Here is a 21,186-nt window from a genome sequence, read left to right on the forward strand (position 1 = left end):
CGGGGCGGTGACTCACTTCTCGACGAACAACGCCTCCGCGTCCGTGGCGTGCATGGCTCGCCGGGCCCAATGCTCCAGCTCATCGAGACGGGTGCAGGCTTCGACGCGCTCACGGACGTCCTCGGACACCGAGATGCCCCGCCACTCGAGGATGCGGAGGACCATCTCCCGACGGTCCTCCAACCGTCCCTCCTCGCGCCCTTGTTCACGCCCTTCCGCGCGCACCTGCTCGGCCAGCGGGTGTCGCCAGAAGTACTGGATCGCCGTCATCAGATCCCTCCACATCTGCTTCGCCTGGGGATCGGCCAGGCATGAGTCGACGAACTGCACGAAGACCGCGGCGCTGTCGGGGTCGATGGTCCGCAGGGCGGATGCCAGGGACTCCAGTATGGCCGGGGCCTGCGGTCCTCGGCCGTGTGTCATCGCCGACAGCACCGCAAGGGGTACGTCCCGCTCGGCCTGCCGCTCGTCGGCGATCACCGGCACGTTGTCGGGGCCCAGCACCAGGGGACGTACCGTCAGCGAATGCCAGCCCGGGAAGCCGAGCCTGATGGGATGTGAAGCCCATTTCGCCGTGGTGCTGTTCTGCGTGATGACGATGAGCACGGGCTCGTGCCGGTACTTCTCGTACAGGTACGACAGGTAGTACGGCCAACTGCCCCGCTTGCGGTCGTCCACCTTCCCCTGCGATTCCACCACAAGGAGATACGTCCCCTTGTCCGTCTCCGCCCGCAACAGCGTGTCCACACGCCGTTCGACGGGTTCGACCTCCGTGAGGTCCACGTTCAGCGCGGCGATCTCCCGGGGTTCGGGGAAGGGAACGTGCAACACCCTCTGTAACGCCCGCGTCAGCAGCGCCGGATCCTTCTGGAAGATCCGGTGCAGCGCCTCGTGCGACGAGCCGACCATCAGCTCTCCTTTCCTTGCGGTGTGATCAACGAGCCAAACGCTCGTCAGTTCGCACCACATGCACGCGCCTGGACACTGTTTCCTCCGCTTCCCTCCTGGACGTGGCGACAGGGGTGTGCGTGGCACACTCTGCGGCATGACGCATGGTCACATCGGTGGGACGTTGAGTATCGGTCGCCGCGACTCAGAGCTCGACGAGTGCTTGTCCCAGGGCCTGGACGAGGTCAATTTCCCAGCCACCGGAACCACTGCCGCCGATCAGAGTTCCCTCTCCGTGAAGGTCGTCGACGATGATGGCGAGCTCATTGGGGGCCTTGTCGCTTGGACATGGGGCGGGCTGCTCGGCATCGAGATGCTCTAGATCCGTGAGAAGAGCCGTAGGGACGGGTGGGGAACGAAGATTCTCATGGCCGCGGAGGAGGAGGCGCGTCGGCGTGGCTGCGACCGTGCCTGCGTATCGTCCTTCACCTTTCAGGCTCCGGGGTTCTACCAGCGTCACGGATACGCCGAGACCGGCCGGACCTTGGGAATCCCCGGTAGCGCCGAGGATGTCCACATGTTCAAGAAACTGGCATGAAGCAGGAGCCCTTGCTGTCGTACTGCTCCTGGTCGCATGGCTGGTGTGGAACCTGTGGAATCTCTTTCCGCTCACGACCGGGCTGTGGAACGGATCGTGGCAGCGACAACCGATGTGGTGGACACGCCTGTGCTCCGTCTCGCTCTTCGGCGGCCTCATGAGCTGGGTCTGGGGTGTATTACGGCAAGGGCTCACCATGCGCGACGCCTGCTTCGCCCATCACGAGTACTACGATGAGGCGTACTGGGACGCCCATGCCGAGGAGTTCGGGAACCTCTTCCCTCTGCACAACAAGTGCGGCGCGCGCTTCGATCTGGTCCCCGAGTGGGTCAATCCCGCCGTCGTGCTGTGTGCCGGCGTCGCCTCGGTCGCCGTCGGCGTCCTCCTGAGGTTCGGCGGGGACCTCGCCGGCCTGTCCAGGAAGGAGCCGCGTCGGCGAACGGCTGACCTCGGCTAGTACAACTCCCACCACCGGGGCCGCCGGTTCCACGGTCCTGTCCGTGCCCCGTTCCCGTGGAGCCGACGTGTTGTTGTGGCGTGGGTGGCGGGGGCGGGGTGTTCGGCGGCTCGCATTGGATTGTGGGCGTGTCCCCCGTCTCGGGCGCCCCGTGTCCTCCACCTACGCGCCTTGCCGGTGCTCGCCCTGGTCCTCGTCGCCGTGCTCGCGTCGCTGCTGTTCGCCGTCGCCCCGGCGCGACGGCGAACGTGCCCGGTTCGGACAAGGGGCAGAAGGTCATCACGATCAGCTGCGCCTCCGACCCGCGAGCCAGCGGAAAGCTCAGGGTGACGACGATCTGCCACCTCAAGGAGATCGAGAAGTGCGACATCGCCGATATGACCGAGCGCGGGGATCCTCTTGCCGCGCGGCATCGTCGACAGATTCGACGGGGACGACAAGGGCGGTGACCTCGCGGGAGGCCGCACCTTCGCCGGTACGGGCACGATCACCTACAACTCACAGAATGCGAAACGGTCTACCGACTCCGTCGGCGGACCGTTGAGGAAGATCGAGGTCAGGCGAAGCGGTCGGCGGCACTGGCTCGGCTTCTTCGCAGGAGGGAGTGCAGCTTCCCCGATGACGAACGGGACTCTGAAGAAGTCTCGTAGTCCTGGGGCTGCCGCACTCCTCCTTCATTTGATCAAGCTCTGGAGCAGTTACGCTCATGAAAGCTTGAGGCTAGGCCATGCACCGTGCCAGTCGGGCTTTCTGTGCCTGCAGAGCAGTCTCATGTTCCGGGTCAAGGGTGATCCCCTCGCCTGCTCGGTCCAAAAGGACAAGCGATGTGACCAGCAGGTCGTGTGTCAGACCTTGCAGTACATCGTTGCCGGTAGAGGCGTAGAGCTTGTACAACTGGGCAACGAAGGCGCGGAACGCCACTGGATCAACCTCACAGCTGCCTTGCGGGGTGTCCGTCAGCCCGGATGGCAGCCTGAGGAATTCGGCGGCGCCTCCAGCTAGGGCAGCGTACATTTGCCCACTGGAGTAACCAGCGTCCCAGAGCGTCTCACCGTTGCGTTCGAAGGGGTAGCTCAATCTGCGATCTCCAGTCTGAGGTCGAGGTCCGGGTATTGCTCCCTGAGCTGATCGAACCGCGTCTGAAGCGCCGCCCTGAACCGCGGATCCATCCCGGAATTGGTGAACCGGAAGCCGATCGGCGCGTTCTCGTATCCAGGCAGTAGTGCCCGGCACTTCAGATAGTTCACCAGTTTCACGTTGATATGTTTGTCCAGCCACTCACCCTCAGCGTAGATGGCCGACTTGAGTTCCCACATCACGCCGTCTTCGAAGAGGTCGATGTCGGTGATGATCTTTCCGGTGGCGGGGTTGTAGACCTTGTGGTCGGTTGCGCCTTCCAGGCAGCCGGAGGCGCCGCTTGCCGTTGAGGCTGTGAACGACGCGGTCGAGGCGAGCAAGGTCTTGCCGGCGATCTTGCAGCCGCGCTTCAGCAGCTTCAGTTCGTCGTAGAGGCGGTCCAGGGCTTTGAGTTTGGCGCCGATGAACGCCTCGACGGCGAGGCTGCCGCAGGAATCGAAGTCCCTCTCCCTGAGGCAGTTGTCGTACTCGCCGAGGCCGGAGAGCTCCATTACGAACCTGCCGCCCTTTTCGAGCGCTTCACTGAGTTCCAGGATGTCGTGCTGTACCTCGCACTCGATCCAGTTGTGCTGGCACCATCGGGCCTGCGCCTCCGGCTCGCAGGGGATCCCGAGAATCAGATCGGGACATCGGTAGAGCTCGGCCGGGGTGTGGCCCTGCTCGTTGCGTTCCTTCTCCGCAACGGCTGCCCTGCGCCGGGCCTCTTCCTCCTCCCGGTACTTGTGCACCGCGATCTCGAACGTCTCGGTGGCCGCGTCGAGCGCCTCCTGCGCGGACTTGTCCGCGGCCAGCGACGACTGACGTGCCTGCTCCGCCGCGACCCACGCGCTGGAGGCCTCGGCCTGCGCCATCTCAGAGGACAATGTCGCGTCTGCCGCCGACCGCGCCGCATTCCGTGCCGCCGTGCTCGCGCTGTCCGCCGCCGCGCGGGCTGTCGCGGCGGACTTGGCCGCCGCGGCCGCGGATGCCTCGGCGTCCCGCGCGTACCCGGCTGCCTGAGCCGCGTACTCTTGGGCCTGGGCCGCGGAGTCATCGGCCCGCTGCGCCCACTTCTGGGCCTCGGTGGCCGCCTTCCGGGCCGTCGCCGCAACTCGCTGTGCGGTGGCCGCGTTCTGCTGGGCCGTCGCCGCGACCTTCGCCGCGTCCGCGATCAGCTTCTGCATCTGAGCGACGTGAGTGGCGGCCAGTTGGTCCTTGCGTTTTGCCATGTACTGGCCCGACACGATGAAATTGTGCAAGATCCGAGGCGAGCCCTCCAGCGCGATCCGTGCTGACGACCGGACCTCAGGGGTGCCGGAGTCGACCAACTGGGCCACTTCCACGCGCTCATCCTGGGTACGGGCCTCGTACTGGGTCTTGGACAGGAAGACGCTGTACCGCTTCGGATCACCGGAGGCCAGTGCCGCCCGGCCCGCGTCCACGAGCACAGGACCGCCCTTGTCGACCACCTGCGCGATCGCGACGCGCATGTCCTCGGCCACGACCTGGTACTGACCGTTCTCGAGGAAGCCGGTCACCGCGGCGGCATTCCCGTCGAGCGCCTCCTCGGCCGCGTTCCGCAGCTCGGGAACCCCGCTCTCCTCCGCGATACGTTGCACATGGGAGCGGTCGTCCTGCTGCTCGGCGCTCTCCCAGCCGGTGCGCAGGTACTCGAGCACCACCTCGTCCGGCCCGGACAGTGACGCCTCCGCCGCCGCACGGCCCCAGGCCGTACCGCCCGTCATCTCCCGTACGGCGAGATCACGGCCCTGCGCCGCCACCGACACCAGATCCGCGCCCGGCTGAGCAGCCGACTCCACCAGCCGGGCGCGCTCCGTATCCCGGGCGACGGCGGCCTGCTCCAGCTTTGCCGCCTCTGCAGCGCGGTCCTCTTGGGCGAGTTTCTGATCGCGGGCCAGTTCCACACCGGCGTTGGTCCGGCCGAGCAATTCTTCGGCCTCCACCTCACGCGCCAGCGTGAACACCTTCTGTGCTTCGACGACGGCGGCCGTGGCGTCGTTCGCGGCGGTGGTTGCCGCCTCCGCGTGCTCCGTCGACTTCGCCGCCGCCGTCGCCGCGTCCCCCGCGTGCTCGGCCGCATCGTCCGCCGCGGCCGCGGCGTTGTTCGCATGCTTCGCCGCCGAACGGGCCGCGTCCCGCGCCTGCCGCGCCGCTGTCGCCGCCTTCCGGGCCAGCGCCTCCGCCGCCCCGGCAGCACGATTCGCCTCAGCCGCGTGTCGCCGGGCGGCCTGCGCCGCCGCACGCGCCTGCGCCGCCGCCGCACTGGACTGCCCCGCGTAGTTGCTCGCTTCTACGGCCGCGTCGGCCGCCAGAATCGCGTTCGCACCCGCACTCGCCGCCGAACCCGCCGCGTCACCGGCTGCATCGGCTGCGATCGCCGCCTGATCGGCAGCATCAGCAGCCTTGTCGGCGCCCTTGGCCGCGTTCCGCGCGTCCACCGCCGCCCGCCGTGCGGCATCGGCGTTCGCCGCGTCCACCGCCGCGTTCGCCGCGGCGCCCCGCGCCCGCGACGCCGCCTGCGAAGCGCCCGCCGCGGCTGCGGCCGCCTGGGCCGCCGCGTTCGCTGCTACCCGCGCCGAGTTGTCCGCCGCACGCGAGGCTTCGATGGCCTGCTGCGCCGCCGACGCCGCCTGGGAAGCGGCCGTCGCCGCCCGGCCTGCCGCACTCGCTGCTCGCTGGGTGTCGTCCCGTGCCGCTGCTGCCTCGGCCGCGGCCCGCAGAGCGGCCTCCTTCGCCAGCTTCGACGCCTCGACCGCCTTGGCTGACTCCGCCTTCGCCGCCTTGGTCTCCGCGGCGGCCTGCCGGCCTGCTTCCTTCGCCTGCTCCGCCAGTTGCGCGACTGTCGCGTGCTCCTGGTCGCGGTTCTGCGCCACGAACTGGCCGACCTCAAGGAACTCCCGCACGTCCTCCGGCCCACCATGCAACGCCAGACGCCCCGCGGCCTGCACGTTCGGACCGCCCACACTGACGATCTGAACCAGCTGGACCCGGTCGTCCTGCTCCTGCCACAGATACTGGCCCTCCCGCAGGAACTTCGTGACATCCTCGGATGTGCTGTTCAGCGCCGCTTGGCCCGCTTCCTGCACACTCGGACCCGCCGTGCTGATGATCTGCGCCACCCGCACCCGGTTGTCCTGCTCCAGGGGATCTTCCCAGCCGTCGTCCAGGAAGTCGTGCAGTTCGTCCGGAGTGCCAGCGAGCGCGGTACGGGCGGCGGCCAGCAGCTCCGTACCGCCGAGGCTCGCGAGCTGGGCGGCGCTTACCCGCTCATCCTGGAAGGACAGGTCGTCCATCGCCGCCAGGAACGCCTGCACGTCGGTGTCACTGCCCGTCAGCGCCGCCTCGGCAGCCGCCTTGACGCCAGGTCCACCGGTCTTCCAGCGGTCCACCACCCGGCCGCGGTCACCGTAGGAGATCGCCACCCCGCTGGTCACCGGATCCGTCGGCACCTCGTCGGCCACTGCCGGCGGGGCGCCGACCAGAGCTCCCATGAGAGTCAGGGGGAGCAGCAGCCCGAGAAGCATGTCAAGCAGCGCCGGAACTGGCCCCTTCCATCTTCGATGCGTCGGCTCAAATAATTTTCTTACCATACCCGTCTCGGATTCGTCGATCATGTGATGCATGTTCGGAACGCTCGGCGTTTGCGAGCAGTTCTTGCTCTCGATGAAATATGGGAATGATCATCGCTGGGAAAACGTCAGCGAAATACATACGCAAGAGTTGAATCGACTGCCCTGCCGGACTCCATGCGAAAGCATCCCGTCGCCTGAAGGGAATTCCTGCTGTACGTTCGTTCAGCCAGGGGCGAGCGAGAGTAATCAAGCACCCGCCTCCGGGCTGGTACGGCGTCAGCGGGCGGCGTATCCGAAGTGCACGCCCGCTGCCGGGAGTCCACCGGTGCCGGGCTGGTAGGTCGTGACGGTGGCGACGGTGCCTCCGGCGGTCACGTTGGACAGCGGGAGGGCGTACAGGGTGCCGTGGGCGGACGGGCCGTTGGGCATGCCCACGTAGAGGCTGGTGCCGGTGTAGTGGAGGCTGCTGCCGAGGTGCTGGTCGGTGCCGGGGGTGCCCGGGATGCCGTCGCCGTCGCCCGCCTCCAGCCAGCGGTCGTTGGATCCTGGGGTGCCCAGGAGGGAGAAGGTGCTGACCGCTCCCGCGCCCGCGGTGGTCTCGAGGGCCTCGTCGGGGATGCCGACGGCGAGTTTGAGTGTGTCGGCGGTGCTGACCGCGCGGGGGGCGGTGTTCACCGCGGCCAGGACCTGGCCGAAGTGGTCGCGGGTCTCGGACGTGCCGGACACGTCGTCGTCGGTGGTGCCCGACGAGTAGCTGTTGAGCTGGCTGTAGGTGCCGGTCGTGGTGAGCCGGAAGGTCAGGGCCCAGCCGGTCTCGGCCTTGTCGGCACCGTCGACGGCCAGTGTCTCGCCGGGTGAGCCGACCGCCAGGATCGACTCCGTGGCGGCGGTGCTCTGCGAGGGGCGGTAGGGGACCAGGGCGAGGGACTGGCCGAACAGGTCGCCGTCCTCGGAGGTACCGGTGACGCTGTCGGAGTCCTGGTCCATGCTGAACAGCGGGGTGGGACGGCGCTCGGCGTTCAGGGTGTGGGCGAAGACGGCCACGATGCCCGCGTCGGGGTGGGAGCCGATGGCTTCGCCGGGAGCCCCGATGGCGATGTGGTTGGCGTCGGCGGCGACGCTGGTGCCGAATGCGTCGTTCTCCTCCGCCACGCCGCCCACGTCAGTGGCGTCCTGGTTGACGGCGACATTGGTGACGCCGTCGACGTAGATCGCGCTGCCGGCACGGGCGACGGATCCGAGGGATTCGCCGGGGACGCCGATCACCAGGAAGGGGTCGCCGCTCTCGGTGGTGCCCGCGGCCAGGGAGGTGCCGAGTCGGTCGCCGGTCTCGTTGGCCGATGCGGCCAGGGAGCCGGTGCCGGTGCCCTGCTCGAAGTGGGTGTCCTTGAGGGTGCCGCTTCCCAGGCCGCCTGTCGCGCCGTGGAGGATGTCGGTCATGCCGGCGTCGGTGACAGTGGTGCCGGCGGCGTTGAGGAGGTCCTCGGCGGGGGTGCCCACCACCAGGTCGGTGCAGCCGTCCTGGTCGTAGTCGACGGTGGCGATGGACTGGCCGAACGCGTCGCCGGCCTCGGACACGCCGGACACCCAGTCCAGGTCCTGGTTGATCTCGGCGGTGCCTCGGCCGCCGCCGTACACAATGCGGACGAGTCCCGCTCCGGCATCGCCGCCGACGGTCGCGGCGGGGTCGGCGACCGCGATGTCCTCGACGCCGTCGCAGTTGAAGTCGGTGACCAGCGGCGCCCCGACGGTCGATGCGACCCAGGAGGCTAGGTCGTCGGCGCGGGAGGCGATCGCGCCGGTGCGGGTCTCCGTCTCGCCCGTGCATCCGCCCTGCCAGGAACGGCTGCCGATGCCGACCAGTTGGGCGGTGCCGCTCGACTCGCGCAGGAGCGGGCCGCCGGTGTCGCCCTGGCAGAGGGAGCCGTCCACACCGGTGATGGTGAGATCGTCGGCGGCGACGGCGTTCACGGAGAAGGCGGTGGTGTGCGCGGTGTTCGGCACCCATTCGGTGGCGGTGCGGCCGTAGCCGACCGCGCGTAATGTCTCCCCAGCGGCGACGGCGGTGGTGGCGATGTTCACCGGCGTCACCCCGGTGACGGGCCTGGCCAGCCGGGCCAGGACCAGATCGCGGCCGGAGCGAGGGACGATCTGGACGATGGCGCTGGTCTGGCCCGCGACGGTCGCGGTGCCCGGCTGTGCGGGCTTGCCCGCGGCGACCGTGGGCGTCTCGGGGCCGCCGGCGAAGCAGCTGGCCGCGGTGAGGATCCAGTCCGGGGCGACGAGGGCGCCGCTGCAGGCACGGGCGGTGTCACGGGCGCCCAGGGAGACCTTGGCGGTGTAGGCGTAGGAGCCGGTGGTGACGGCGCCGCCCCCGATGGCGTGGGACGGAACGGTGAGCAGGGCTCCGGCGGTGGCGGCGGCCACCGCGAACACCGCGCCCGCCGAGGTACGCAGGGAAGTCACGTTTCTCGATTCCTTGACGGTGGGCACGGTCGGGTCAGCCCGTGACACGGATCTCGACGAGCACGGAACGGGCACCGCCCACGGTGCCCTCGCCGACGCTCTGGAAGCCGTCCTCGGCCACTGCGACCGTGGTGGTCGTCCCGTTCGCGGTGAGATCGGCGCTGATGGGGTGGCCACCGGTCTCCAGGGCGAACACCCGCGGGAGTTCGAGGGTCAGATAACCGGACACGGCCGTGGCCTTGAAGCAGTAGTCGCCGTCACGGCCGGCGGTGCTGTCCGCGACCACGTACACCCGGATCTGGTCGGCCGCATTGTCGCAGGGGACGAGCAGGATGTGACCGTCCCCTTTCTTCAGCTGAATGCCGTCCGACGCGAGAATGGCCGCGGCTCCGGGATATGAGAACGTCTCCACCGCTACCGGTGGGATATCGGCAGCGGTCGCCGCCGGCGCGCCCGCCACGGCGCATAACACGCCTGCCGCAGCCGCCAGGGATCCGACGATCCCTGCAAGGAGCAGTTTCCGAGCACGGGAAAACACCGCGCCCTCCTTTCCGGCGCGGCATCAGCAAAGCCGCCCCCCCCACGAACAAGAACCTTAAAGATCTTTCACAAAGTAACCACAGGATCGCCCATCGTCAACGCATTAAATCCCCGGAGTTAACTCGCCATTCATGTCGCGCGCCTGAATATCCGTGAATATGCGTCATGCATGGATTCGGCAGCCTTCATGCTGTCGGCTGGTTCACCCCGCAGAGAGGCCGGGCACGTGAGTTCCGGTACACCGCGTGAATGAGCGCGGGAAGCCGTCGCGATGCCCGCCGAGCCCGCTGGTCACGAAAGGGCCCGTACCTGAGATCCCCGACTCGCTGTCGTACCCGCCCGGTACCGTCGGATCATGGCCAAGCAGGCAGGGAACTCCGCGGGTGAGATGCGGTTCGCCGTGCTCGAAGGGGTGCTGGAGCGCATCACGTACTCCAACGAGGAGAACGGGTACACCGTCGCCCGGGTCGACACCGGCAGGGGCGGCGGCGACCTGCTCACCGTCGTCGGCGCGCTGCTCGGCGCCCAGGCCGGAGAGTCCCTGCGCATGGAGGGCCGCTGGGGCTCCCACCCGCAGTACGGCAAGCAGTTCCACGTGGAGAACTACACGACCGTCCTGCCCGCCACCGTCCAGGGCATCCGCCGCTACCTCGGCTCGGGCCTGGTCAAGGGCATCGGCCCGGTCTTCGCCGACCGCATCACCCAGCACTTCGGCACGGACACGCTGAGGATCATCGAGGAGGAGCCCAAGCGGCTCATCGAGGTCCCCGGCCTCGGCCCCAAGCGCACCAAGAAGATCGCCGACGCCTGGGAGGAACAGAAGGCCATCAAGGAGGTCATGCTCTTCCTCCAGACCGTCGAGGTCTCCACCTCCATCGCCGTGCGCATCTACAAGAAGTACGGCGACGCCTCGATCTCCGTGGTGAAGAACCAGCCGTACCGCCTCGCCGCCGATGTCTGGGGCATCGGCTTCCTCACCGCCGACAAGATCGCCCAGTCCGTCGGCATACCGCACGACAGCCCGGAGCGCGTCAAGGCCGGCCTCCAGTACGCGCTGTCCCAGTCCGCCGACCAGGGCAACTGCTACCTCCCCGAGGAACGCCTGATCGCCGACGCGGTCAAGCTGCTCCAGGTCGACACGGGCCTGGTCATCGAGTGCCTGGCCGAACTGGCCGAGCCCCCGGAGGACGGCGGCGACCCCGGTGTCGTACGAGAGAAGGTCCCCGCTCCCGACGGCGGCTCCGACCCCGTCACCGCCGTCTACCTCGTCCCCTTCCACCGCGCCGAGCTGTCCCTGTCCGCGCAGCTGCTCCGGCTCCTGCGCACCGACGAGGACCGGATGCCGGCGTTCCGGGACGTGGCCTGGGACCGGGCGCTCGGCTGGCTGAAGGGACGTACGGGCGCGGACCTGGCCCCGGAGCAGGAGGCCGCCGTCAAGCTGGCGCTGACCGAGAAGGTCGCGGTCCTCACCGGCGGCCCCGGCTGCGGCAAGTCGTTCACGGTGCGCTCGGTCGTGGAGCTGGCCCGCGCGCGCAAGGCACGGGTGGTGCTCGCCGCGCCCACCGGCCGCGCCGCCAAGCGCCTGGCCGAGCTGACCGGTGCCGAGGCGTCCACCGTCCACCGCCTGCTGGAGCTGAAGCCGGGCGGCGACGCGGCGTACGACAGGGACCGCCCGTTGGACGCCGACCTGGTGGTGGTGGACGAGGCGTCCATGCTGGACCTGCTGCTCGCCAACAAGCTGGTCAAGGCCGTGCCGCCGGGCGCGCACCTGCTGTTCGTCGGGGACGTGGACCAGCTGCCCAGCGTCGGCGCCGGCGAGGTCCTGCGGGACCTGCTGGCCGACGGCGGCCCGATCCCGTCCGTCCGGCTCACCCGGATCTTCCGCCAGGCCCAGCAGTCGGGCGTGGTGACCAACGCGCACCGGATCAACTCCGGACAGCACCCGCTGACCGACGGCCTGAAGGACTTCTTCCTGTTCGTGGAGGAGGACACGGAGGCGGCCGGCCGGCTCACCGTGGACGTCGCGGCCCGGCGCATCCCGGCCCGCTTCGGCCTCGACCCGCGCCGGGACGTGCAGGTCCTCGCGCCGATGCACCGCGGTCCGGCCGGCGCCGGCACCCTCAACGGGCTGCTCCAGCAGGCCGTGACACCCGGCCGGCCCGACCTGCCGGAGAAGCGGTTCGGCGGCCGTGTCTTCCGTGTCGGCGACAAGGTCACCCAGATTCGCAACAATTACGAGAAGGGGAGGAACGGTGTCTTCAACGGCACCGTGGGCGTGGTCACCTCGCTCGATCCGGTCGACCAGCGCCTGACGGTGCTCACGGACGAGGACGAGGAGGTTCCGTACGAATTCGACGAGCTGGACGAGCTGGCCCACGCGTACGCGGTGACCATCCACCGCTCGCAGGGGAGTGAATATCCCGCCGTGGTGATCCCGGTCACCACCGGGGCGTGGATGATGCTCCAGCGCAACCTCCTCTACACGGCGGTCACGCGGGCGAAGAAGCTGGTGGTGCTCGTGGGTTCGCGCAAGGCGATCGGCCAGGCGGTGCGCACGGTGTCGGCCGGACGGCGCTGTACGGCACTCGACTTCCGGCTCGGCTCCCAAAAATGATCGATCAAATGAGTCGTGAAGGTCACAGGGGGCTTCCAGATGGGGAGACAACCGGGCAGGATGAGCAGGTTGGCGGCACTGAGTGCCGCCAATAAGCCCAATGGTCGACCCCGAGTGCACTCTCCTGAGCCAAATGGGGGATGGTAGAGACAGTCAGGGCACCTCGAAGATGAGGCACTACGTCGGTGAGGGATGACGTGAGCGACAACTCTGTAGTACTGCGGTACGGCGACGGCGAGTACACCTACCCGGTGATCGACAGCACCGTCGGTGACAAGGGCTTCGACATCGGGAAGCTCCGCGCCCAGACCGGTCTGGTGACTCTGGACAGCGGTTACGGCAACACGGCCGCCTATAAATCCGCGATCACCTACCTCGACGGCGAGGCGGGCATCCTCCGGTACCGCGGCTACCCGATCGAGCAGCTGGCCGAGCGCTCCACCTTCTTGGAGGTGGCCTACCTGCTGATCAACGGGGAGCTGCCGACCGTCGACGAGCTCACCTCGTTCCAGAACGACATCACGCGGCACACCCTGCTGCACGAGGACGTCAAGAACTTCTACACGGGCTTCCCGCGCGACGCCCACCCGATGGCCATGCTGTCGTCGGTGGTCTCGGCGCTGTCCACCTTCTACCAGGACAGCCACAACCCGTTCGACGAGCAGCAGCGCAATCTCTCCACGATCCGGCTGCTCGCCAAGCTCCCGACGATCGCGGCGTACGCGTACAAGAAGTCGATCGGCCACCCGTTCGTCTACCCGCGCAACGACCTCGGCTACGTCGAGAACTTCCTGCGCATGACCTTCTCGGTCCCGGCCGACGACTACGAGCTGGACCCGGTCGTCGTCTCCGCGCTCGACAAGCTGCTCATCCTGCACGCCGACCACGAGCAGAACTGTTCGACGTCGACGGTCCGCCTCGTCGGCTCGTCGCAGGCGAACATGTTCGCGTCGATCTCCGCCGGCATCTCCGCCCTGTGGGGCCCGCTGCACGGCGGTGCCAACCAGTCCGTCCTGGAGATGCTGGAGGGCATCCAGGCGACCGGCGGCGACGTCGACTCCTTCATCCGCAAGGTGAAGAACAAGGAGGACGGCGTCCGCCTGATGGGCTTCGGCCACCGGGTGTACAAGAACTTCGACCCTCGCGCGAAGATCATCAAGGCGGCGGCGCACGACGTCCTCTCGGCCCTCGGCAAGTCGGACGAGCTGCTGGACATCGCGCTCAAGCTGGAGGAGCACGCGCTCTCCGACGACTACTTCGTCTCGCGCAGCCTCTACCCGAACGTCGACTTCTACACGGGTCTGATCTACCGGGCCATGGGCTTCCCGACCGAGATGTTCACGGTCCTGTTCGCCCTCGGCCGACTGCCGGGCTGGATCGCCCAGTGGCACGAGATGATCAAGGAGCCGGGCTCTCGCATCGGCCGCCCGCGCCAGATCTACACGGGCGTCGTCGAGCGCGACTTCGTCCCGGTCGAGGAGCGCTGAGAACCTTCCGATGGCGCGGCGCCCAACCCGAGGGGGCGCCGCGCCACCGGCGTTTTCACGTGCTTCACCAAGGCAGTGGCCACCGCTTGCGGCCACGGTGCGAGGGCGAGGCCGCATCGACTGCTCGCCCTGGTCTGCTTTTCCCGGACGGCGGCTTCACGGGACGGCCGGGCGTGACTTCGTCCGCCCGTGGAGCGCCGCATCCAGAGGGGCGCCGCCCCCACTGGTGACGGACGCCCTCTCCCGGGGGCCCGCCATCGGAATTCCGTCCGCCGCCACAGGGGACCTCGCCCGCTCGGCCATGGTGCCGGCGCACGGTCTTCCGGTTCGGGGGCACGACTTGCACCCGGTCCGCGGACGAGCGGAACCCCTGGGCCCGGAGTGCCGGGTTTGTGGCAGCCCGGCAGAACGCGGCGCGCAACGGAACGCGGCGGAAGGTGGAAGGCGCCCTGGAACATCGGTCCCCCCACGGGCCGACGACCAGGGCGCCTTCCCATGTCCCGGTACGGATTCCCCCCACGGGATCCGGCCGGGCGCCTGAGAGCACAGCGCCTGAATCGCTGTTGTTGAGCACAACGAGCAAAACCCGTCGTGCTCCAGTGATGCGGTGCGATCTGCCGGGACCCGCAATCGGGAGGGCCGCTCAAAGCTTCCCGAAGTACGTGCCCCGGCAACGCATCTCTGAGGAAGTCCCCCAAGACATCCCCAGATGCCAGCCAACGCCCCCCAAGACGTTGTCTGACATCGTCAACTTAGACCTTCGAACCCCTTCGATGGTTACGTTCGCAGCACTGTGATCTGTGTCTCTTGCATATGTCCCTTAGCTACACAAGGGCCCCGATACAGCAATCGGGACCCCAGCGTAAGGATGATGCGCGAGCCTTGTGAAGAGCTTATGTGAGGTGCGCGCCGGACTCTAGGGGGACTCTTACTTCACTTGCTCCGAACTCGCGGTAACTTCGGCCGGTTTCAACGGAACCGCCGCAGACGCAGGCTGTTGGTCACCACGAACACCGACGAGAAGGCCATCGTGGCCCCCGCGATCATCGGGTTGAGCAGCCCCGCAGCCGCCAGCGGCAGCGCCGCCACGTTGTAGCCGAACGCCCACACCAGATTGCCCTTGATGGTGCCGAGCGTCCGCCGTGACAGGCGGATCGCGTCCGCGGCCACCCGCAGGTCCCCGCGCACCAGCGTCAGGTCCCCGGCCTCGATCGCCGCGTCCGTCCCGGTGCCCATCGCGAGCCCCAGGTCCGCCGTGGCGAGCGCCGCCGCGTCGTTGACGCCGTCGCCCACCATGGCCACGCTGCGGCCCTCGCCCTGGAGCCGCCTGACGACGGCGACCTTGTCCTCGGGCAGCACCTCGGCGATCACCTCGTCGATGCCCACGCGCCGCGCCACCGCCTCGGCCACCGCCCGGTTGTCCCCGGTCAGCAGCACCGGGGTGAGCCCGAGCCGGCGCAGTCCGGCCACCGCCTCCGCGCTGGTCTCCTTGACGGCGTCGGCGACCGCGAGGACCCCGCGCGCCGTTCCGTCCCAGCCCGCCACGACGGCCGTACGTCCGTCCCTCTCGGCCTCTTCCTTGGCGCGGGCCAGCTCCTGCGGCAGGTCGGTGAAGAACCGCCCCACGGCCACCTCGCGGCCCGCCACGCGCCCGCGCACGCCCCGGCCGGGCACGTTCTCGAAGTCCTCCACGCCGGGCAGCGTCCCCGTCCGCTTCTCGGCGCCCGCCGCGACCGCCCGCGCGATCGGGTGCTCGGAGGCGTGCTCCAGGGCGCCCGCGAGCCGCAGCAACTCCTCCTCGTCGGTGCCCTCGGCGGCGTACACGCCCTGGAGGGTCATCCGGCCCGTGGTGACCGTGCCGGTCTTGTCCAGGACGACCGTGTCGACGCGGCGCGTGGACTCCAGCACCTCGGGACCCTTGATCAGGATGCCGAGCTGCGCCCCGCGCCCCGTGCCGACCAGCAGCGCGGTCGGCGTGGCCAGGCCCAGCGCGCAGGGGCAGGCGATGATCAGCACGGCGACGGCGGCGGTGAACGCGGCGGTCGCCTCGCCCGTGAGGGCGAGCCAGGTGCCGAAGGTGCCGAGCGCGATCAGCACGACCACGGGCACGAACACGGCGGAGATCCGGTCGGCGAGCCGCTGCACCTCGGCCTTGCCGTTCTGCGCGTCCTCGACCAGCCGCGCCATCCGGGACAGCTGGGTGTCCGCGCCGACCCGGGTCGCCTCGACGACGAGCCGGCCGCCCACGTTGACGGTGGCGCCCGTGACGGCGTCCCCGGCGCCGACGTCCACCGGCACCGACTCGCCGGTCAGCAGGGCCGCGTCGAGCGCGGAGGCGCCCTCGACCACGACGCCGTCGGTGGCGACCTTCTCACCGGGCCGTACGACGAACCGGTCGCCCACGGCCAGCTCCGTCACCGGCACGCGCACCTCGCGCCCGTCGCGCAGCACGGCCACGTCCTTGGCGCCCAGCTCCATCAGCGCCCGCAGGGCGGCGCCCGCGCGCCGCTTGGACCGGGCCTCCAGATAGCGGCCGAGCAGGATCAGCGCGACGACGCCTGCGGCCACTTCGAGGTAGATCGTGGAGGCGCCGTCCATGCGGTCGACGGTGAGCCGGAACTCGTCGTGCATGCCCGTCATGCCCGCGTCGCCGAAGAACAGCGCCCACAGGGACCAGCCGAACGCGGCCAGCGTGCCGACCGAGACGAGGGTGTCCATGGTGGCGGCGCCGTGCCGGGCGTTGGTCCAGGCGGCGCGGTGGAACTGCGCGCCGCCCCAGACGACGACGGGGGCGGCGAGCGTCAGCGAGAGCCACTGCCAGTTGTCGAACTGGAAGGCCGGCACCATCGCCATGAGGACGACGGGGGCGGCCAGCAGCGCCGAGACCGTGAACCGGTGGCGCAGGGCGGAGAGTTCGGGGTCGGCGGCCTCGTCGTCGCCGGGCCGCGCCGCATCGGCGTCCGGTACGGGCGGCAGCGGCGGCGGGGGTTCCTCGGCGGTGTACCCGGTCTTCACGACGGTGGCGATCAGGTCGGGGACGGTCACCCCCGGGGCGTAGCTGACCTTCGCCTTCTCCGTCGCGTAGTTCACGGTGGCGGTGACGCCGTCCATGCGGTTGAGCTTCTTCTCCACACGGGCGGCGCAGGAGGCGCAGGTCATGCCGCCGATCAGCAGCTCGACCTCGGAGGTCTGCGCGTCGTCGGGGGTTATCGGGGTGCTTGTGGTGGTGGTCCCTGCGGTGGTGGTCATGTGTGGACTCCGGGCGACGGACCGGGCCGCACCGCGCCGGCGTCGGCCGGCCGGCACGGCCCGGGTCGGGAGGTGTGTGGGACGGGGGCCGGCGCACGGGCCGGGCCGCGCGGTGGGACTCAGACGGTGCCGGCGAGCTCGAAGCCGGCCTCGTCGACGGCGGCGCGGACGGCTTCCTCGTCGAGCGGGGCGGCGGAGACGACGGTGACCTCACCCGTCGAGGCCACGGCCGTCACCGAGCTGACGCCGGGGACCTGGGACAGCTCGCTGGAGACGGAGCCTTCGCAGTGCCCGCAGCTCATGCCGCTCACCTTGTAGACGGTGGTGACGGAGCCCTGGGTCTCGGTCTGGGCGGTCATGTCGTTACTCCTCGTGGAGGCAGGTGGGACTGATGGGGCCCGCGGTGGGGCTTCCATGTTTACACACTATACCCCTAGGGGGTACCCATCCAAGAGAAGCCGGGCGTGCCGGTGTCGCGATTCACCTCGTGTCGCGGTCGTGCCGCCCGGGGGTGCGGGGGGAGCAGGCGGCGAGGATCAGCAGGCCGCCGAGCAGGAGGAGCGAGGCCGGCAGGGTGGCGTCGTCCGTCGTGTACGCCGTCACCGCGGCCAGTGTCCACAGGGCCGCCCCCGCCTGCCGGCAGCGGCGTCGGGGGTCCCTGCGGGGCGGCTGCGGCGGGGGCACCTGGCGCGGGCCGGGGATGCGGGCCCGGGGTGCGCCGGGCGGGCGGGAGTGGGTCACGGCGGGTCCCCTCCTGCTCTGCCGGTGCCTGCCGGGTGACGTGTCCGCGCGCGGGTGTGTCGGCGTCGGCGTGCGGATGTGCCGAGGTCCATGTGCGCGGGTGTCCGCACTTGCGTGTGATGTCCGCACTGTATGCGGGCGTGCGGGATGTCGCAGGTCGGGCGGGGCGCGGGTTCCGCCGCCGGTCTCCGGGGTTCCGCCGTCGGTCTCCGGGTTCCGTCACCGGCTCCTGGGGTTGGTCACCGGTCCCTGGGGTTGGCCACTGGTCCCTGGACTTGGCCACCGGTTCCCGGGTCGCGCTACCGGGCCGCCGTGGCGTGTGCGGCGACGGTGAGGGGTTCGAGGTAGCGCACCAGGACGTCCTTGACCTCCTGGACGTACGCCTCGCGTGCGGCGCCCTCGTTAGAGAGGACCAGTTCCAGGCCCGCCTTGTAGACGCCCAGGCAGACCTGCGCCGTGCGGGTGACGTCGGCCGGGGGTGTGCCGGGAGGCAGGAAGGAGGCCAGCAGATCCTCGATGCGGGAGGAGAGCGTCGAGTGCAGCGCGTCGTTCTTCTCGGCGATCCGGCCCGGCGTGTCGGGGCCCTTCATCAGCGCGAAGAACACCGGGTGCTCGGTGTTGAAGGCGACGAAGGCGTCGACGGCGGTGCCGACGGCGGCCTCCAGCGACGTGCCGGGGGCGGCGGGTGCGAGCGCCACGCCGAAGGTCTCGCGCATCCGGTGCAGGAGGCGGTCGCCCAGCTCGATGGCGATGGCCTCCTTGTTGGGGAAGAACTGGTAGAGCGTGCCCGGCGAGACCCCGGCCTCGCGGGCGATGGCGTTGGTGCTGGCCGCCGTGTACCCGCTCGCGCAGAAGACCGAGGCCGCCGCGTCCAGCAACTGGGCGATGCGCCGTTCACCCCGGGCCTGCCGACGGCGGGGCTGTTCGCTCCCCTGGTTCTCGGGTGTGTCGGGCACGCGTTATCCCCAGCTCTCCGGACGCGATTGACAAACACGAGTGGTCGCTCGCATTCTATGAAAACGCGAGCGAGGTCTCGTGTTTGCCAGTCTATGGCGATGACTGCTCCATGCTTCCGTGCTCGCGCACGAAGGCACCGGTCACGTGAAGGGGACACCGCAGAATGACCGAAGTCAACACGCCGGCACGGCCGGGGAGCGGCCCGCCCCGCTCCGGCGGCTGGACCCGGTTCGTCACCGCCCGACCTCGGCTGACGCTGCTCGCGGCCCTCGTGCTCACCGCGCTCGCGGTGCTGGTCGGCAGCGGCGTCGCGGACCGTCTGGGCAGCGGCGGCTGGGAGGACCCGGCCGCCGAGTCCACGTACGCGACCAAGGCGCTGGAGCGCGAGTTCCCCGACTCCCAGCCCAATCTGCTCCTCCTGGTCGACTCCGGCAGTGCGTCGGTCGACGACCCGGCCGTCGCCGCCGAGGCCCGCGGGCTGGCCGAGCGGCTGGCCGACGAGCCCGGTGTCACGGGCGTCGGCTCCTACTGGCAGACCCGTTCACCCGCCCTGCGCGCGAAGGACGGCCACGAGGCACTGATCGCGGCGCGCCTCACGGGCGACGAGAAGGTCTCCAACAACACCCTGGACCGCCTGGCGCCGCACTACCGGGGGACGCACGGCCCCCTGGAGGTCCGCCTCGGCGGCATCGTCGCGGTGCGGCACGAGATGCAGACGATCATCCAGGACGACCTCGCCCGCGCCGAGATCATCGCCCTGCCCGTGACGCTCGTGCTGCTGGTCATGGTCTTCGGCAGCGCCATCGCCGCCCTGCTGCCCCTGGGCATCGGCATCGTCGCCATCCTCGGCACGAACGCGGTGCTGCGGGGCCTGACCGAACTCACCGACGTCTCCGTCTTCGCCCTGAACCTCACCACGGCCCTGGGTCTGGGACTCGCCATCGACTACGCCCTGTTCATCGTCCGCCGCTTCCGCGAGGAGCTGTCCGCGGGCGCCGAACCCCTGACGGCCGTCGGCACGACACTGCGCACGGCGGGCCGCACGGTCCTGTTCTCCTCCCTCACGGTCGCCGTGTCGCTCGCCGCGATGCTGGTTTTCCCGCAGTACTTCCTGCGCTCCTTCGCCTATGCCGGCATCGCCGTGGTCCTGCTGGCCGCCGCGTCCGCGCTGATCCTGCTCCCGGCGGCCCTGGTGCTCCTGGGCCACCGCGTCGACTCCCTCGACCTGCGGCGTCTGTTCCGGCGCGGGCGCCCGGCCAGGACCTCCGGCGACGAGGGCACGGCCTGGGCGCGCACGGCGACGCTGGTCATGCGCCGCGCCCCCTTCTTCGCCCTCGGCACCACCGCCCTCCTCGTCCTCCTCGGACTGCCCTTCCTGGGCGTGAAGTTCGGCAGCGCCGACGACCGTCAGCTGCCCTCGGGCTCCGAGTCCCACGTCGTGCAGCAGCACATCCGCGACGGCTTCCCGGGCAGCCCCGGCGGCGGCCTCGAAGTGCTGGCCGAGGGCAGGGCGACCGAGACGCAGTACGCCGACTACAAGCGGGAGGTGGCCGCTCTGCCGGGGGTCGTGCGGGTCGACGGACCACTGGTGAAGGGCGACTCCGCCTACTTCACGGTCCTGCCGAGGGGCGAGGCCGTCGACGACGCGGCGCAGACCCTGGTCGGTGATCTGCGGGCCATGCACCCACCGTTCGACACCACGGTCACCGGCACGGCCGCCGTCCTCGTCGACTCCAAGCACGCGATCGGCGACCGGCTGCCCTGGGCGGGCGCGTTCATCGTGATCGTCACCCTGCTGCTGGTCTTCCTGCTCACCGGCAGCGTGCTGATACCGCTGCAGGCGGTCGTCCTCAACGCGCTCAGCCTGACGGCGATGTTCGGCGCGGTGGTCTGGGTCTTCCAGGACGGCCATCTCTCCGGCGCCCTCGGCTTCACCAGCACCGGCTCCATCGAGACCACACTGCCCGTCCTGATGTTCTGCGTGGCCTTCGGACTCTCCATGGACTACGGCGTGTTCCTGCTCTCCCGCATCAAGGAGGAGTACGACCGCACGGGCGACCACAACGAGGCGGTGCGCCACGGTCTCCAGCGCACGGGCGGACTGATCACGGCGGCGGCGGTCATCCTCGCCGTGGTGATGGTCGCGATCGGCACCTCGCGGGTGACCAACACCAAGATGCTCGGACTGGGCATCGCGCTGGCGGTGCTGATGGACGCCATGGTCGTCCGCAGTCTGCTGGTCCCGGCGATCATGCGCCTCACCGGCCGCGCCACCTGGTGGGCCCCGGCGCCGCTGCGCCGCCTCCACCGGCGGATCGGCCTGAGCGAGAGCGAGTCCGCCCCGGCCCCGGACGCCGACCGGGAGCGGGACAAGGTCGCGGCGCACGGCTAGGGCGTGTTTCGAAAGTAGCGCCGTCCGCCCGGAGGGCGGGGCCCGCGGCGTCTGGTGCGTGCAATCGCAAGGCGGAGGATCGCCCTCG

At 69.8% G+C, this 21,186-nt stretch carries 15 protein-coding genes; 6 read left to right on the forward strand and 9 right to left on the reverse strand.

The window, feature by feature from the left end:
* Window positions 1-12: 12 nt before the first annotated feature.
* Window positions 13-909 carry a hypothetical protein gene (locus AB0F77_RS29430; RefSeq protein WP_361954703.1) on the reverse strand — a complete coding sequence of 299 codons (897 nt, stop codon included), beginning with the start codon at window positions 907-909 and terminating at the stop codon, window positions 13-15.
* A 136-nt stretch (window positions 910-1,045) separates the two neighbouring features.
* Between AB0F77_RS29430 and AB0F77_RS29435 the strand changes: the two genes are divergently transcribed.
* From AB0F77_RS29435 to AB0F77_RS29445, 3 genes are all read left to right on the forward strand, one after another.
* Window positions 1,046-1,270: a hypothetical protein gene (locus tag AB0F77_RS29435; protein ID WP_361954704.1), complete on the forward strand. Its 225-nt coding sequence runs from the start codon at window positions 1,046-1,048 to the stop codon at window positions 1,268-1,270.
* Window positions 1,271-1,486, forward strand: coding sequence for a GNAT family N-acetyltransferase (locus tag AB0F77_RS29440; protein WP_361954718.1), 216 nt, complete (start codon window positions 1,271-1,273; stop codon window positions 1,484-1,486).
* A gap of 196 nt (window positions 1,487-1,682) precedes the next feature.
* A complete protein-coding gene (locus AB0F77_RS29445) occupies window positions 1,683-1,943 on the forward strand; it encodes a hypothetical protein (RefSeq protein WP_361954705.1) in 261 nt (86 codons plus the stop codon).
* A 720-nt stretch (window positions 1,944-2,663) separates the two neighbouring features.
* Here the strand turns inward: AB0F77_RS29445 and AB0F77_RS29450 are convergent.
* From AB0F77_RS29450 to AB0F77_RS29465, 4 genes are all read right to left on the reverse strand, one after another.
* Window positions 2,664-3,020 carry a DUF6086 family protein gene (locus tag AB0F77_RS29450; protein ID WP_361954706.1) on the reverse strand — a complete coding sequence of 119 codons (357 nt, stop codon included), beginning with the start codon at window positions 3,018-3,020 and terminating at the stop codon, window positions 2,664-2,666.
* Complete coding sequence (locus tag AB0F77_RS29455; RefSeq protein ID WP_361954707.1) at window positions 3,017-6,694, reverse strand: ALF repeat-containing protein; 3,678 nt, start codon at window positions 6,692-6,694, stop codon at window positions 3,017-3,019. Before AB0F77_RS29455 ends, AB0F77_RS29450 begins: the two co-directional genes overlap by 4 nt.
* Before the next feature lie 234 nt (window positions 6,695-6,928).
* The gene (locus tag AB0F77_RS29460; protein ID WP_361954708.1) at window positions 6,929-9,118 is read right to left on the reverse strand and encodes a trypsin-like serine protease; all 2,190 of its coding nucleotides are present in this window, start codon (window positions 9,116-9,118) and stop codon (window positions 6,929-6,931) included.
* Between the two features lie 34 nt (window positions 9,119-9,152).
* Complete coding sequence (locus AB0F77_RS29465) at window positions 9,153-9,530, reverse strand: hypothetical protein (RefSeq protein WP_361954709.1); 378 nt, start codon at window positions 9,528-9,530, stop codon at window positions 9,153-9,155.
* A gap of 483 nt (window positions 9,531-10,013) precedes the next feature.
* Here AB0F77_RS29465 and AB0F77_RS29470 point away from each other — a divergent pair, with 483 nt between their 5' ends.
* Both AB0F77_RS29470 and AB0F77_RS29475 read left to right on the forward strand, forming a co-directional pair.
* Window positions 10,014-12,272 carry an ATP-dependent RecD-like DNA helicase gene (locus tag AB0F77_RS29470; protein WP_361954710.1) on the forward strand — a complete coding sequence of 753 codons (2,259 nt, stop codon included), beginning with the start codon at window positions 10,014-10,016 and terminating at the stop codon, window positions 12,270-12,272.
* Window positions 12,273-12,469: 197 nt separating this feature from the next.
* The gene (locus AB0F77_RS29475) at window positions 12,470-13,759 is read left to right on the forward strand and encodes a citrate synthase (RefSeq protein ID WP_361954711.1); all 1,290 of its coding nucleotides are present in this window, start codon (window positions 12,470-12,472) and stop codon (window positions 13,757-13,759) included.
* Window positions 13,760-14,728: 969 nt separating this feature from the next.
* Here AB0F77_RS29475 and AB0F77_RS29480 read toward each other — a convergent pair.
* From AB0F77_RS29480 to AB0F77_RS29495, 4 genes are all read right to left on the reverse strand, one after another.
* The gene (locus AB0F77_RS29480; protein WP_361954712.1) at window positions 14,729-17,008 is read right to left on the reverse strand and encodes a heavy metal translocating P-type ATPase; all 2,280 of its coding nucleotides are present in this window, start codon (window positions 17,006-17,008) and stop codon (window positions 14,729-14,731) included.
* A gap of 119 nt (window positions 17,009-17,127) precedes the next feature.
* Window positions 17,128-17,367 carry a heavy-metal-associated domain-containing protein gene (locus AB0F77_RS29485; RefSeq protein WP_361954713.1) on the reverse strand — a complete coding sequence of 80 codons (240 nt, stop codon included), beginning with the start codon at window positions 17,365-17,367 and terminating at the stop codon, window positions 17,128-17,130.
* 121 nt (window positions 17,368-17,488) lie between these two features.
* The gene (locus AB0F77_RS29490; RefSeq protein ID WP_361954714.1) at window positions 17,489-17,749 is read right to left on the reverse strand and encodes a hypothetical protein; all 261 of its coding nucleotides are present in this window, start codon (window positions 17,747-17,749) and stop codon (window positions 17,489-17,491) included.
* Window positions 17,750-18,048: 299 nt separating this feature from the next.
* On the reverse strand, window positions 18,049-18,705 hold the full coding sequence (locus AB0F77_RS29495) for a TetR/AcrR family transcriptional regulator (protein ID WP_361954715.1): 657 nt from the start codon (window positions 18,703-18,705) through the stop codon (window positions 18,049-18,051).
* A 164-nt stretch (window positions 18,706-18,869) separates the two neighbouring features.
* On the opposite strand from AB0F77_RS29495, the gene AB0F77_RS29500 reads away from it, so the two are divergent.
* Window positions 18,870-21,098, forward strand: a complete 2,229-nt coding sequence (locus AB0F77_RS29500) for an MMPL family transporter (RefSeq protein ID WP_361954716.1) — start codon at window positions 18,870-18,872, stop codon at window positions 21,096-21,098.
* Window positions 21,099-21,186: the final 88 nt, after the last annotated feature.

This window comes from Streptomyces sp. NPDC026672, assembly GCF_040638185.1.
Classification (GTDB): Bacteria; Actinomycetota; Actinomycetes; order Streptomycetales; family Streptomycetaceae; genus Streptomyces.

Excerpts from the sequence above, each read along its gene's own strand:
- AB0F77_RS29430 (WP_361954703.1), bottom strand. The coding sequence starts at position 909 with ATGGTCGGCTCGTCGCACGAGGCGCTGCACCGGATCTTCCAGAAGGAT.
- AB0F77_RS29435 (WP_361954704.1), top strand. The coding sequence starts at position 1,046 with ATGACGCATGGTCACATCGGTGGGACGTTGAGTATCGGTCGCCGCGAC.
- AB0F77_RS29445 (WP_361954705.1), top strand. The coding sequence starts at position 1,683 with ATGCGCGACGCCTGCTTCGCCCATCACGAGTACTACGATGAGGCGTAC.
- AB0F77_RS29455 (WP_361954707.1), bottom strand. The coding sequence starts at position 6,694 with ATGATCGACGAATCCGAGACGGGTATGGTAAGAAAATTATTTGAGCCG.
- AB0F77_RS29470 (WP_361954710.1), top strand. The coding sequence starts at position 10,014 with ATGGCCAAGCAGGCAGGGAACTCCGCGGGTGAGATGCGGTTCGCCGTG.
- AB0F77_RS29480 (WP_361954712.1), bottom strand. The coding sequence starts at position 17,008 with ATGACCACCACCGCAGGGACCACCACCACAAGCACCCCGATAACCCCC.
- AB0F77_RS29485 (WP_361954713.1), bottom strand. The coding sequence starts at position 17,367 with ATGACCGCCCAGACCGAGACCCAGGGCTCCGTCACCACCGTCTACAAG.
- AB0F77_RS29500 (WP_361954716.1), top strand. The coding sequence starts at position 18,870 with ATGACCGAAGTCAACACGCCGGCACGGCCGGGGAGCGGCCCGCCCCGC.